The 13,075-nt window shown below is 50.8% G+C and carries 16 protein-coding genes and 1 pseudogene; 9 read left to right on the plus strand and 8 right to left on the minus strand.

The window, feature by feature from the left end; all coding sequences use genetic code 11:
* The first annotated feature begins 183 nt into the window (after positions 1-183).
* Complete coding sequence (locus Q0231_RS02515) at positions 184-591, plus strand: hypothetical protein (protein WP_269395147.1); 408 nt, start codon at positions 184-186, stop codon at positions 589-591.
* 8 nt (positions 592-599) lie between these two features.
* Positions 600-2,003: a class II fumarate hydratase gene (fumC, locus tag Q0231_RS02520; RefSeq protein WP_299344672.1), complete on the plus strand. Its 1,404-nt coding sequence runs from the start codon at positions 600-602 to the stop codon at positions 2,001-2,003.
* On the opposite strand, the gene Q0231_RS02525 is transcribed toward fumC, so the two are convergent.
* The gene (locus Q0231_RS02525) at positions 2,000-2,272 is read right to left on the minus strand and encodes a hypothetical protein (RefSeq protein WP_269395145.1); all 273 of its coding nucleotides are present in this window, start codon (positions 2,270-2,272) and stop codon (positions 2,000-2,002) included. The genes fumC and Q0231_RS02525 overlap by 4 nt on opposite strands.
* A 135-nt stretch (positions 2,273-2,407) precedes the next feature.
* Positions 2,408-3,172 carry a hydroxyacylglutathione hydrolase gene (gloB, locus tag Q0231_RS02530; protein ID WP_299344678.1) on the minus strand — a complete coding sequence of 255 codons (765 nt, stop codon included), beginning with the start codon at positions 3,170-3,172 and terminating at the stop codon, positions 2,408-2,410.
* Positions 3,173-3,291: 119 nt separating this feature from the next.
* Here gloB and Q0231_RS02535 point away from each other — a divergent pair, with 119 nt between their 5' ends.
* The 3 genes from Q0231_RS02535 (at position 3,292) to Q0231_RS02545 (ending at position 6,187) form a co-directional block, all read left to right on the plus strand.
* On the plus strand, positions 3,292-4,038 hold the full coding sequence (locus Q0231_RS02535) for a class I SAM-dependent methyltransferase (RefSeq protein ID WP_269395143.1): 747 nt from the start codon (positions 3,292-3,294) through the stop codon (positions 4,036-4,038).
* A gap of 116 nt (positions 4,039-4,154) precedes the next feature.
* Positions 4,155-5,240, plus strand: coding sequence for a histidinol-phosphate transaminase (gene hisC / locus Q0231_RS02540; protein ID WP_299344682.1), 1,086 nt, complete (start codon positions 4,155-4,157; stop codon positions 5,238-5,240).
* 14 nt (positions 5,241-5,254) lie between these two features.
* Entirely contained in the window at positions 5,255-6,187 is a 933-nt protein-coding gene (locus tag Q0231_RS02545; RefSeq protein ID WP_299344685.1) for a prephenate/arogenate dehydrogenase family protein, read from the plus strand.
* A gap of 15 nt (positions 6,188-6,202) precedes the next feature.
* On the opposite strand, the gene Q0231_RS02550 is transcribed toward Q0231_RS02545, so the two are convergent.
* Positions 6,203-7,150 carry a DUF2125 domain-containing protein gene (locus tag Q0231_RS02550; RefSeq protein ID WP_299344688.1) on the minus strand — a complete coding sequence of 316 codons (948 nt, stop codon included), beginning with the start codon at positions 7,148-7,150 and terminating at the stop codon, positions 6,203-6,205.
* A 143-nt stretch (positions 7,151-7,293) separates the two neighbouring features.
* Here Q0231_RS02550 and Q0231_RS02555 point away from each other — a divergent pair, with 143 nt between their 5' ends.
* The gene (locus tag Q0231_RS02555) at positions 7,294-7,830 is read left to right on the plus strand and encodes a gamma-glutamylcyclotransferase (protein ID WP_299344690.1); all 537 of its coding nucleotides are present in this window, start codon (positions 7,294-7,296) and stop codon (positions 7,828-7,830) included.
* Here the strand turns inward: Q0231_RS02555 and Q0231_RS02560 are convergent.
* The 4 genes from Q0231_RS02560 to ftsE form a co-directional block, all read right to left on the minus strand.
* Complete coding sequence (locus tag Q0231_RS02560; protein WP_269395138.1) at positions 7,827-8,180, minus strand: hypothetical protein; 354 nt, start codon at positions 8,178-8,180, stop codon at positions 7,827-7,829. The genes Q0231_RS02555 and Q0231_RS02560 overlap by 4 nt on opposite strands.
* Positions 8,181-8,316: 136 nt before the next feature.
* Positions 8,317-9,105: a lysophospholipid acyltransferase family protein gene (locus tag Q0231_RS02565; protein WP_299344693.1), complete on the minus strand. Its 789-nt coding sequence runs from the start codon at positions 9,103-9,105 to the stop codon at positions 8,317-8,319.
* Positions 9,106-9,120: 15 nt separating this feature from the next.
* A complete protein-coding gene (locus Q0231_RS02570) occupies positions 9,121-10,053 on the minus strand; it encodes an ABC transporter permease (protein ID WP_299344696.1) in 933 nt (310 codons plus the stop codon).
* Positions 10,040-10,699: a cell division ATP-binding protein FtsE gene (gene ftsE, locus Q0231_RS02575; RefSeq protein ID WP_269395135.1), complete on the minus strand. Its 660-nt coding sequence runs from the start codon at positions 10,697-10,699 to the stop codon at positions 10,040-10,042. Before ftsE ends, Q0231_RS02570 begins: the two co-directional genes overlap by 14 nt.
* Positions 10,700-10,838: 139 nt before the next feature.
* On the opposite strand from ftsE, the gene Q0231_RS02580 reads away from it, so the two are divergent.
* Genes Q0231_RS02580 through Q0231_RS02590 form a run of 3 tightly spaced genes read left to right on the plus strand, consistent with a single transcriptional unit; the run spans position 10,839 to position 12,737 of the window.
* Positions 10,839-11,852 (plus strand): zinc-ribbon domain-containing protein, encoded by a 1,014-nt coding sequence (locus Q0231_RS02580; protein WP_299344701.1) that lies wholly within the window; start codon positions 10,839-10,841, stop codon positions 11,850-11,852.
* A gap of 4 nt (positions 11,853-11,856) precedes the next feature.
* On the plus strand, positions 11,857-12,264 hold the full coding sequence (locus Q0231_RS02585) for a response regulator (RefSeq protein WP_299344704.1): 408 nt from the start codon (positions 11,857-11,859) through the stop codon (positions 12,262-12,264).
* On the plus strand, positions 12,264-12,737 hold the full coding sequence (locus Q0231_RS02590; RefSeq protein ID WP_299344707.1) for a GNAT family N-acetyltransferase: 474 nt from the start codon (positions 12,264-12,266) through the stop codon (positions 12,735-12,737). The genes Q0231_RS02585 and Q0231_RS02590 overlap by 1 nt, the downstream gene beginning before the upstream one ends.
* Before the next feature lie 28 nt (positions 12,738-12,765).
* On the opposite strand, the pseudogene Q0231_RS02595 reads toward Q0231_RS02590, so the two are convergent.
* Positions 12,766-13,075: pseudogene (locus Q0231_RS02595) on the minus strand (diaminopimelate decarboxylase); the annotation flags it as partial.

Consider the following 13,075-nt stretch of genomic DNA (forward strand, 5'->3'; position numbering starts at 1 on the left):
CGTCTCATTCTTACTACCAAATAACACGAGACCTTAATCGCCTCGCGTGTCTGCAAAATTGTAAAACTCCTTACGAAACTATCGTAAGGGGATATTGGCGTTGCTCTGGTTTGCAATTGCCTTGCGTCGTCGCGCGAATAGGGAAATGATAGGGCACAATTTGATCCCATAAAGGACAGTCCAATGATTTGGAAAATCCCGCTGCTTGCACTTCCCCTCCTCATTTACAATCTCGTGGCGTTCGACATTGTTGGCGACAAGGCGAACGGATGGGCATCGCCGGTAATGTCTTTGGACATGGTTTCGGGGGCTGTGTGGACCCTAAGCGTTGGCGATTTGCTGGTGGTGTTGGCGCTAGCGCTTTTGTTTGTTGAGGTGCTCAAGTCCACCAAAGTGGGTAGCGCATCGATTGTTGACCATATGCTTTCAACCCTTGTGTTCATTGCCTATTTGGTTGAGTTCTTGCTGGTGCCTGCGGCGGCCACCTCCTTGTTCTTTACTTGCATGGCCATGTCGCTGGTGGATTTGGTTGCAGGCTTTTCGGTTTCCATTCGGTCCGCGTCACGCGACGTTAATTTTGGCGGCCATTAGGAGTTTGCATGAACTATCGCATTGAAACCGATTCAATGGGCGAGATTGAAGTGCCCGCCAATGCCTATTATGGGGCGCAAACCGCCCGCTCCATGATGAACTTTAAAATTGGTATCGAGCAGATGCCAATTGAGGTGATCCATGCCTTCGGGGTGCTCAAAAAGGCGGCGGCATTGACCAATCATGAATTGGGCAATCTTGAGAGTGACATCAAGGATTTGATTTGCGCGGCGGCTGACGAGGTGATCGCGGGCAAATTGGACCAGCATTTTCCTTTAGTGGTGTGGCAAACCGGGTCGGGCACCCAATCGAACATGAATGTGAATGAGGTTATTTCGAACCGAGCCATTGAAATGGCCGGTGGTGAGATGGGGTCAAAAACCCCGGTCCATCCCAATGATCATGTAAACAAGTCTCAAAGTTCAAACGATACGTTTCCCACCGCCATGCATATTGCTGGGGTGACGATGATCGAGCGCCAGCTTGTCCCTGCCATCACAGATTTACGCAATGTGCTTGATCAAAAGGCCAAAGATTTTTCAGACATCGTGAAAATTGGCCGCACGCATTTGCAGGACGCGACGCCCTTGACCTTGGGGCAAGAATTGAGCGGCTGGGTGGCGCAACTTGATTTGGCGCTTGAAGCGATCAAGGCGACCTTGGGGCAAATGCACCAATTGGCGCTTGGTGGCACAGCGGTTGGCACAGGGTTAAACACCCATCCGGATTATGCAGCAAAAGTGGCAGCAAAAATTGCTGAACTGACAGGTTTGGATTTCAAAACAGCGGACAATAAATTTGCCTATTTGGCCGCGCATGATGGGCTTGTGGGCACCCATGGGGCGCTCAAACAATTGGCTGTGGCTTGCATGAAAATTGCCAATGATGTGCGTTGGCTCGCCTCTGGGCCACGTTGCGGATTAGGCGAGTTGAGCTTGCCCGAAAATGAGCCGGGGTCGTCGATTATGCCGGGCAAAGTGAACCCCACCCAGTGTGAAGCGCTAACGATGGTGTGTGTGCAGGTGATGGGCAATGATGCGGCGATGGGGATTGCGGGCAGTCAGGGCAATTTTGAACTAAATGTCTATAAGCCTTTGATGGCCTATAATCTTATTCAGTCGGTGCGCTTGCTGGCTGATGCGGCACAAAGCTTTAATAGGAATTGCGCGATTGGCATAGAGCCAAACCGGGATAAGATTAGCGATCACTTGAACAATTCATTGATGTTGGTGACCGCACTTAACCCCCACATTGGTTATGACAATGCGGCCAAAATTGCCAAACATGCCCATAAAAAGGGGCAGACGTTGCGCGAAGCAGCGATTGAACTTGGGTTGATGAGCGGCGAAGCGTTTGATGCGGCGATAAAGCCCAATGAGATGGTTGGGCCGAAGGCCCGATGTTCGTCTTAAGCGCTTAGCGTGCGCAAATAGCCCATGGGCATGCGGATGATTTTGCGTTGGTTGTTCTGCTCATAAGCCGTCTGCGCTTCACCAACACTGGCACGGCGCTTGGCGCGAAACATGGGGGCGTTGGTTTTGCCCGCAATCACTTGGGCAACAAAGGACGCATCTGGTCGATAATTGGCATTTGAAAACCGACGACGGGGCGCTGGCTCCAAAACCAAAGGAAGGTTTTGTGCCGAATTGGGTCGAGATGTGCCGTTTTGGTCGTAACTCATGACGCGCTCCGTTAAAAACAGCGAGCCATGTTTCATTTTGGGACAGAAGTGGTGGCTCACACCCATATTATTGCAATGAGCGTGCCAATTATAAAGGATTTGTTAACTTTTAACCCCAGAATTGGGGCGATATGGTTAAAATTGGTCTTTAGCTTTCCGCAAGGCGGCAAAAGTTGCAACAGGGTTAGAACCGTCAAGTCCAAGCGCTTGAGCGATCCCTATTTGATCTGCGCGCAAAAACGGGTTGGTCAGCTTTTCGTTACCTAGCGTTGTGGGCAGTGTTGGGCGGCCATTGTCGATTTGTGTTTGGGCCTGTTCGATCCGGGCCAAAAGAGCCTTGTTAGTGGGGCCGATGGTTTGGGCAAATGCGCCGTTCGATAGCGTATATTCGTGACCGCAATAAAGTTGGGTGGCGTCGGGCAATTCGCGCAGGCGCTTTAATCCAGCCCACATTTGGTCCGGCGGCCCGTCAAACATGCGCCCACAGCCCAAAGAAAAGAGCGCGTCGCCTGCAAAAAGCGTAGGCTGTTCAACGAGGAAATAGGCAATATGGCCAAAAGTATGCCCGGGGGTGGCAATGACGTTAAGATGGCCATTGCCAAATTCAAGCGTCGTGCCGGGTTCTACCTCTATATCCAATTGACCGATTTGTTCCGCCTCGGCTTTGGGGCCATAAATGGTTAAATCAAAATGCTCACGCAAAGGGGCAATACCATCCACATGGTCCCAATGGTGGTGGGTGACAAAAATTTTGCTTGGGGTTAGCCCAAGTTCTTTGCACGCATTTAAGATGGGCGGGGCGTCGGGCGCGTCGATCAGCGCCACTTCGCCGGTGGTGGTGCATTCAAGGATTAGGGCAAAATTTGTTTCTAACGCTGGAATTTGATGGATTTTGAACATGCGTTTAAACCTAACCCTTGGTGTTGATGTTTGCGTTCTGAGTTCTGACTTTAATAAAGCGAAAGATGAATGCATAGTGTGCCATGCTGCACCTAGCGCAAAAGTGAAAGTCATAATTGATGTTTGTCGCCATTGACGAATTGCTGCAATTCTATCGCTCACCGTTGGGGCGCATTTCACGCCGTCTGATCCAAGATGTGATTGCGCAAATGACGGATAGTGCGTCGGGGCATCGTGTGCTTGGGCTTGGGTATAGTGCGCCCTATTTGAAGCGGGTGACGCAGAATGCTGAACGGGTGTTGGCATTTATGCCGGCTCGACAGGGAGCGCAAGTTTGGCCAAAAGACGGGCCAAGTTGCACCGCTTTGGTTGATCCGCTTGAACTTCCATTGACCGACAGTGCGGTTGATTTGGTGATTGCCAATCATTTATTTGAGTTTGCGCGCGAACCAGAAGAATTGATGCAGGAACTATGGCGAATCACAGCGCCTGGTGCGCGGTTGGTCATTGTTGTGCCCCGTCGTAGAGGACTTTGGGCGCAGCGAGATAATACCCCGTTTGGGCACGGCCACCCATTTTCACGCAATCAATTGCACCGCTTGTTACAAGACCATTCTTTCACTCCAGAAATTTGGCGTGAAGCCCTCTATTTGCCGCCGAGCAATTTCGGCCCGCTTTTAAAGTCCGCACGCATTTTTGAGGGCTTGGGGCGATTCGCAGGTCCGGCCTTTGCTGGGGCACTGGTTGTTCGGGCACGCAAGGAAATGTTTCCTGCGGTGCCACGAAAACGGCGCATCCGTCAGTTGGTGAAAATGCCAGAATTTGTGACCCAGCCGGCCTATCCAGCTCAATCAAACAAGAACTAGGCTTGGCAATTGGTCAAAAACCGTACGGATTCATGCTGGTTTGCTTTGCGCAAATGCTCTGCTGTCATTAAGGTGCGGCGCTGCGAATATAGTTCAACAAAAAACGAGCAGTAAAAGTGACAAACCGTCCTGAGGTTAATCCCTCCATATTGGAAATCGCTGCTTACGTACCTGGCAAATCTAAAGCTGCGCCGGGTATTGAGCCGATTAAATTAAGTGCAAATGAAAGCCCGCTGGGCGCCAGCCCGAAGGCGCAAGAAGCCTATCGATATCATGCACATAATTTGGCGATTTATCCGGACGGTGCTGCGACCCAATTGCGTGAAGCGATTGGCGAAGTGCATGGGCTTGATCCCCAAAAAATTGGTGTTGGATCCGGGTCAGATGAATTGTTGCACCTGATTGCGCAGCTTTACCTTCAGCCCGGTGATGAAGCGGTGATGAGCCAGTTTGGGTTTCTGGTCTATCCAATTGTGACACGTGGCGCAGGTGGCACGCCCATTTTTGCGGCGGAAACCGATTTGAAAACAGACGTAGATGCCATGTTGGGGGCGGTGACTGAAAAGACCAAGGTGGTTTATTTGGCGAACCCCAACAACCCAACGGGCAGCTATTTAACGGCTGACGAATTGGATCGGTTGCACGCGGGCTTGCCCAAAAATGTGCTGCTGGTAATTGATGCGGCCTATGCTGAATATGTGGATGCGGCGGACTATAAGTTGGGCATTGATTTGGTCGATGCGCATCAAAATGTGGTGGTTACCCGCACGTTCTCCAAGATCGGCTTGGCGAACTTACGCGTTGGCTGGCTTTATGGGCCGGATCATTTCATGGATGGGTTCAATCGTTTACGCGGCCCGTTCAATGTGAATGGGGCAGCCATGAAAGCTGCGGAAGCTGCGGTGCGCGATGTTGAGTTCACCGCGCAGTTGAAGGCGCACAATAAGCGTTTGCGCGATATGTTGGTGGCTGAATTGCAATCCAATTGGTATCGCACGCGTCCAAGCCAAGGTAATTTTGTGTTGACCGAATTCTCCGATGAACCCGGCCACACCGCAAAGGACGCTTTTGAAGCGTTATTGCAAGAGGGCTTGGTGGTGCGTGAAATGGCATCTTATGGATTGCCAAACGCGTTACGGATTTCCATCGGTCATGAAAAAGATATGAAAAAACTCATGCAGGTGCTGCAGAGTTTGAACTAAGAATTGAAAATTAAATGTTTGAAAAAATCGCATTAATTGGGATTGGGCTTATTGGCTCATCCATCGCGCGCGCTATTAGAGAACAAAAGCTCGCGCCCCATGTTGCCATTTCAACCCGCTCACAGGCAACGCTTGATAAGGCTGAAGAATTGGGGCTGGGCGACAGCTATTCTGTTGATCCAACCGTTGTGGTCCAGGATGCAGACTTAGTGATCATTTGTGCACCAGTTGGTGCTTATGAAGCGATTGGTAAAGCCATCGCCTCACATTTGAAGCCGGGTGCAATTGTGTCGGATGTGGGCTCAGTAAAAGAACATGTGGTTAAAGCGCTACAGCCGCATTTGCCGGATAATGTTCACTTTATTCCTGGTCACCCGATTTCGGGCACTGAGAATTCTGGTCCAGAAGCGGGCTTCGCTTCTTTGTTTGAAGGTAAATGGTGCATTTTGACCCCGGTTGAAGGCACTGACCAAACGGCCTTGGACAAATTGACCGCACTGTGGCGCGCATTTGGCAGCGACGTAGAAATCATGGACGCAAAGCACCATGATATGGTCTTGGCGATTACCAGCCACGTGCCCCACTTAATTGCTTACAACATTGTGGGCACTGCAGACCATTTGGAAAGCGTGACCAAATCTGAAGTGATCAAATTCTCGGCCGGTGGTTTCCGCGATTTTACGCGGATTGCAGCATCGGACCCTGAAATGTGGCGTGATGTTTTCCTCACCAACAAAGAAGCAGTGATGGAAATGCTTGGTCGGTTCTCTGAAGATTTATCGATGCTGCAACGTGCGGTGCGCTTTGGGGATGGGGAAATGCTTGAGGAGCTATTTACCCGCACCCGCAATATTCGCCGCTCGATCATTGATGCGGGGCAAGAAACGGATGCGCCAGATTTTGGCCGTCATGTGCCTACGCCCGAGGAAGCTGAAAAAGAGGCTTAGAACGCTGCGCAATACCTAAAATAGTGCTGGCACAAAAAAGAGGGGCGCGACGCCAATACTCACTGTGCCAGCGCTTGCTTGCCAGAGCGATTTATATTCACCATCTGCATTGGCCACACCAAAAATGGTTGGCGCTAACAATCCATATGCCTCTGGGTCAAACAGTTCGACAAGGCCTTTGGATTGGGTGGTCACTTTGCCATTGAGTTGGCCTTGGGCGTCCAGGTTGAGTGTGCCATTTGCGGTGAAGCGCATATCTTTGGCGGAAAAATCAAGGGCATGAACAACCAGTTCGCCGTTGGCCATTTGCCATTGGCGCAAGATGTCTGGATATTGCCAGCTGTTGATGCCCCGGTTTAAGTTGGTGGCCTCAAGTTCAATTGCCAGATTGGCGCTTTGCGTGGCCAAATCGATATGGTTGGCGTCGCTGATCCTAAAGAATGCTTGCAGGCCTGTGTCTGCATTTTGGGTGGCGATAAGGTGCGCTTCTATGGTCTTGGCATTGGCCAATTGAATGGGGGTGATTACCGTGTCCGACAATTTAAGGTCTTCGGCAATGGCCGAAATCCGTTCGATTTCCAAATTCCAATTTAGCCGGCCACTGATCTGCAGGCTCGAAAATTCAAGTTCGCGTTCACTGCCGTTAAAATCGTCTTTCCAAAATAGGGGGCCATCGGCAAAGGCAATAATGTGGGTGGGGCTATAGACCCGCACGGTTGCTTTGACGTTCTTGACGCTGATGTGCTGATCCCCATCGTCCACCGTGGCGTTGGCGCAGTACAGATCATAACGAAACGGGAACCCGGTAATCGAGCGATTGACGCATGAAATCTGAGGCTGTGCGCCCGCTGTTGCCAGCTGATCCAGCTCGTTGCCAAGGCGATTTACGCCATAAAACCACGCGGCCGTGTAGGCAAGGCAGACGAGTAAAACGGTGATGATCAGTACTTTGAATTTGGTCATAAAAACGGTCTAGCGTGGCTTTGGTTGCTTGTCACCCAAAATGGCATCTTGTGTTGTGAAATTCGGGTTGTTGCCGCTTGGCTTCTTGGGTCTTATAAGAACCTCAAGGTAGGTTCATTTCTGATGAAAATTATGGTCACATTATGAGTTATTGGGTGTTTGGCTACGGATCGCTGATTTGGCGCCCTGGCTTTGATTATGTGCAAGCGCAGCAAGGTTTGGTGCGCGGGTTGCATCGTCAATTGTGTGTTTATTCATTTACGCACCGCGGCACAGAAGAACACCCCGGTCTGGTGTTTGGGCTAGATCAAGGCGGCGCATGCCGGGGCATGGCGTTTGAAGTTGAACCTGGTATTTGGGATGAAACCCATGCCTATTTGCGTGAGCGTGAACAGGGCAATAATGTCTATAAGGAGAGTTGGCGCAAAATTGCTTTGGCCGATGGGCAAGTGGTTGAAGCACTGACATTCGTCGCTGACAGAACACACCGCCAATATGCGGGGCGTTTGCCGCGTGAAGAGCAATTGCGATTGGTGCGCCAAGGTGTTGGTCATTCGGGTGAAAACCCGGAGTATGTGATCAATACTTATGCGCACCTGGCCGAGATGAACATCAAAGATGATGGTCTGAAATGGCTACATGATGCTTTGATGAAGGGTGATCAGGCCGCTTTATCTTAAGCGGCGTGGCGCTCCGGGTTTCGGTGAGCTGCCTCCAAATCCCAAATCATGGTCAAAGGGGGCATTTCATCATCTGCCAGCTCAAGCACATAAGCCTCTTGTGCCACGTGCACCGCTTTCAAAAAGGCGCGCCGGCTTTGCTCATCATGGATTAGGTTATCACCTGTGCCCACCCACAAAGCATCTTCGCCGCTATCGCTATGTTGGGACAAAAGGCAGAGCTGGTTGCCCGCCATGTTCATATCGGTCAAACTGGTTCTTTTGAGGGCGTAGACACGACCCGTACGGCCCTGCCAATCCACGAGTTGGTTGGAATTGGGTAGGCTCATTAGCCGAATTGCTTCTGACATTTTACATTCCCCGATTCTTAGCTATTCTTTCTAAGAAGAACAAAAATAGAACAAATAGCACCATCTGTCAATGCGCCAATCGGCGCCTAACCACATATATGGGTTTGTAAGGGGTAGATGTCAATATATGGTGTATTTATCGACGATGGGCATCAATTCTGGCTTGCAGTGCTTTGTTGATCGGACGGGCAATTCCTTTATCGATATCTTCCATCAGCATTTTCGTGGTTTCAGGTTCAATGCGCTCTTGGATGGTTTCGTGAAATGTATCTAAATCCAAACCAGAAGGGATGGGCTTTAAATATTTGGCGCGAGCGGTGCCGGGCCACAGGATGAGCGAATTGCGCGGCCAATAAAGCCCAGACGTTAGGGCGACAGGCACAACGGGCACATCAAGTGCTTCATACATTTTGGCGAGGCCCCATTTGTACTTGGGCTCATCCAGTGGTGGACGGCGTGTGCCTTCGGGGTAGATCACCACCCGGCAGTCTCGCGCAATGGCTTCTTTGCCTTGGGTGATCATTTGGGGCAAAGCGGCGCCGCCATTTTTGCGGTCAATCCTAATGGTATGAAAGTTTTGCATGCACCAGCCAAAGAAAGGAATATCCAAGAGTTCCTTCTTGGAGATGAAGGTTGGCCGCCCTTTGGTCGCAGGCAAAAGCGCAAAAATGTCCCAGTCTGACATATGTTTGGAAGCAATGATAAAAGGGCCATCTGGCAGATTTTCTTGCCCAGTGATTTGGGTTTTGATGCCAACCACCCAGCGCAACAAAAACAGATTGCCCACATACCAGGCTTTGACCACCCACCAGCCGGTCATCTTAGGGCCAAACAGCGAATAGATGCCAAACGGAACGGCAAGCACTGCAGTATAGCCGATAAACAGCGCGTAAAAAATCATCGAGCGGATGGCTTGGATAATCATTAAGTGGGCCTTTGATTAGGGAGCGATTTGAGCCAAAAAGCGGTGCACAGTGACCCGAGACGTAATTGCGGTCAATATAGCAATAGTGACCACCACTAGAATTAGCCCAAACAGACCCAGCCACCCTAGGGTGAATTGGCCAAATAGCAATTCAACTTGTGTGGCGCTCTGGTTCGGCAAAATCGCGCTGGTGATGGTGCTTGCGACAAAAAAGAACACGATGGCCATTGCGCCACCCGCCGCACCACCCTGCATGCCGATGGCCAAAAACCGTTCTTGAAAGGCGCCAGCGATATAGGTGTCTGAGGCGCCTATGAAGTGCAAAACATCGACGATTTCTCGGTTGCTTGCCATGGCACCGGCTGTTGCAAAAACAATGGCAAGAACTGTGGCGGTAAGGATGAGAATAAGCGCAAGGGCGCCAGATAGGACGACCGTGCCTGCCATGGCGTTGAGTTGTTGTTGCCACAATTCGTGGGTGTCTAAGCTGGCCTCGGGGATCGCGTCTGTAATTTTTGCCTCTAAGGCCTCAAGGTCAAATTTTGACGGGTCAGCCAGCTGCACGACAACCAAACGGGGCACATCAAAAGCGCTAATGTCAAACTGTTCGCCAAGCCAGGGGCTAAGCAATTCTTCGCTGTCTTTGATCGTCAATTCAAATGCGCGCGCGACACCGGGTGATTGCTCAGAAAGGCTGATTGCTGTGCGGATATCGGACAACATTTGCTCGTCTTCCACCTGCTGCAATTGAATGGTGAGTTCGCGCCCCACTTCAGACGACCATGCAAGGGTTGAATTTTGCACCAAAAATACAGCGCCAAAGGTCACGCAACTCAAAAAGGTCATGATGGCAACAAGCAATGCCAAGGTGCGCCCGGCAATGGACTGAATTGGAACAATGGGAAACGGGGTTTTAGGCTTGGGCAAAAATTGACTAATTAGAGACATTGATGCCTCCATCTTTGAGTTGCAAACGCGGAAACTTGAACTTGTTGAGCAAATGCAATTCGTGGCTGGCCAATATAATGGTTGTGCCCATGCGATTGAGTTCGACAAAAAGATGCAGCAAGCGCTCAGATAACTCCGGGTCCACATTGCCGGTAGGCTCATCTGCCAACAAGAGATCCGGCTTTGCGATTACGGCGCGGGCGATGGCGGCGCGTTGTTTTTCTCCGCCAGACAAAAGCTCAGGGCGCACATGCATTTGATGGCCTAAACCAACCCAGTCGAGCAATTCTTCAACGTTGGATTTATAAGAGCTTTCTGGCTCACCGCGAACCACCAAGGGCAAGGCCACATTTTGAAATGTGGTCAAATGGTCGAGCAGACGAAATTCTTGGAACACAATGCCAATATGCTGTCGCATTTGCATCAGCTCGGCCTTGCTCAAATTTGTGGTGCTATTGCCAAACATTTCCATCTCACCTGCGGTGGGGCGCATGGAGAGCAACAATAGGCGCAAAAGCGAGGTTTTGCCTGAACCTGAAGGGCCGGTGAGAAAATGAAATGACCCCGGATCAATGTTGAAATTGAGGTTCTTTAAGATCTCTGGCCCGGCCCCATAATGAAGCCCGACATTTTTAAACTTAATCAAGACCTGCTCCCGAATCACTATTTGGAAACCATATTATCAGCGATGCACAATTTGGCGCTTATTCGTTGTCCGTTTTTTCGGAGTGTTAACATAATCAGCGTTACATTTGGGGCGGAAGTTATGCATCGGTTCGCACTAAATGATAATTGTATGTCCAAATTGCAGCACGCGATATGAAGTTGCCGCGCAAGCGATCGGCGATCATGGCCGATCTGTGCAATGCGCCAACTGTCAGCGCTCTTGGCATGCGCAAGCCCTTGTAGAGGACGACTTTGGTGCCCTTTTGGGTGATGCTCTGAATGAGCCACCAAAAGCGAAAAAACCCAAGGCCAAAAAAACAACGCCCGCCGATGAAGACGAAATGGATGTGGCGTTTTCCGCTGAAGAAGACAATGCAGCATTAGACGAGGGCGATGATTCGAATCGCATAGGCGATTTTGAATTGCCCGACGATGACGACCCATTTGGCAATGATGATGATGGCTCCATGAGCGCACGCACGGCCGTGGGGAGCGCCATTGATGCGGCGCAAGACGTGATGAATGCGATCAATGAGGACAATGAAGTTGAGTTGTCCTCATATGCGGCGCGGCGGCGCCAACAGATTGAGCGGATGAAGCGCTCGCGGCGAATTGCAAAGCGGCGACGGGAAATTGCCCGCGCTTTGCCTATGGCCAAATTGCGTCGTAACATTAGTTTTGGGGCACTTGGCGTCTCCTTGTTGTTCATTGCTGTGCTGTTTGGATTTAGCACCCGCATTGTTCAATTCTACCCCGATATGGCGGGCTTTTATCGATTGTTTGGCCAGTCGATTAACGTGGTGGGGCTTGAATTTGCGGATGTGAAAACAGATCGCGTTTGGAGCGACGGGCACGAAGTGCTGACGGTGCGCGCAAAAATTGAAAATGTAACCGAGCGCATGATCTATTTGCCGCCAATTCGTGTGGCGCTGCTCGATGAGCATTCGAGCGTGATTTATGAGTGGAACACCACCCCGGGATTGGCCGTGCTTGAGGCAGGTGGGTTGTTTGATTTTAAAGCAGAACTGTCGTCACCACCAAACGATGTGCGGCGGGTAAAACTAAAATTCTTGGATTGGCAAAATGACACGTCAAAACCGTCTATGCCCAACCAAGTCAGTGCAGGAGAGTAGCGCAATGGCAAAGATTTTATTGGCAGAGGACGACTCCAGCGTTCGTGGTTTTGTGAGCCGCGCTTTGGAAATGGACGGCCATGATGTCACGGTGACCGAGGATGGTGGCTTGGCTGCAGAAGCGGTGCTTGAGCATGAAGGCAATTTCGATTTGCTGCTTTCAGACATCAAAATGCCGGTGATGGACGGGATTGCGTTGTCCCTCAGCGTTGCGGCACAATATCCAGACATTACGATCCTCTTGATGACCGGTTTTGCCGATCAGCGCGAACGGGCACATGGGCTTGATGCTTTGGTGCATGATGTGGTGCCAAAACCGTTTACCCTCGCCGATATTCGCGCCAAAGTGGCCGAAGCGCTCGCAGGTGGTGAAGTGGTGAAAGAAACGTTGGCGAAGAAGTTCGGGGTTTAATGCAAGAGATGGTCGCAACAAAACCAGTTGTTCGGCCAGCCCTAATCAGCGATTTTGAGAAAATCTTGGCATTGATCGAAGTTTTCCCCCATCAAGATCATAGGCAAGACAAAGACAAGCTTCATTCAGTTTTCGCTGAAATCTTAGCCGATAAACGTCTGAATATGTTGGTGGCCGAGTGTGAGGGCCAGTTGGTTTCCACATGTACACTCGCTATAATCCCAAACCTGACGCGACGCGGGCGCCAGTATGGTCTCATTGAGGTTGTTGCTACATTGGCGCCGTTTCGAAGACGTGGCTTTGGCTCCGCAGTTTTGAATGCGGCTCTTGAAACCGCGTGGCGGCAAAATTGCTATAAAGTTATGCTTCAATCTGGAAAGCTAAATCTTCAGGCGCACGAGTTCTATGAAGCGATCGGTTTTGTCGATTCAAAGCTCGGATTCTCTGCAGAACCACCTGTTTCGGACTTATAACCGGAGCAGGGGCAGATGCCCCGCTTCCCTATTCAAGCCACTCCGGTATGCTGTCTAAATTAATCAGCGCGTCCAAGTTTTGGCGCTCGCGGATCACATGGTAGCGGTCACCGTCAACAAGCACTTCGGCGCATAGGGGGCGCGTGTTGTAGGTGCCGGACATGACCGCGCCATAAGCGCCGGCGCTCATGATGGCGATATAGTCGCCCTCTTTGACTTCTGGCAACCGGCGGTTGCGGGCAAGATAGTCGCCTGTTTCGCAAACGGGGCCAACGATATCGCCACGCTTTTCTTGCAACTGATGGTCTTCAATCAGCGGCATAGTTTCGTGATAGGCT

This window comes from uncultured Maritalea sp. (assembly GCF_937139385.1).
GTDB lineage: Bacteria > Pseudomonadota > Alphaproteobacteria > Rhizobiales > Devosiaceae > Maritalea > Maritalea porphyrae_A.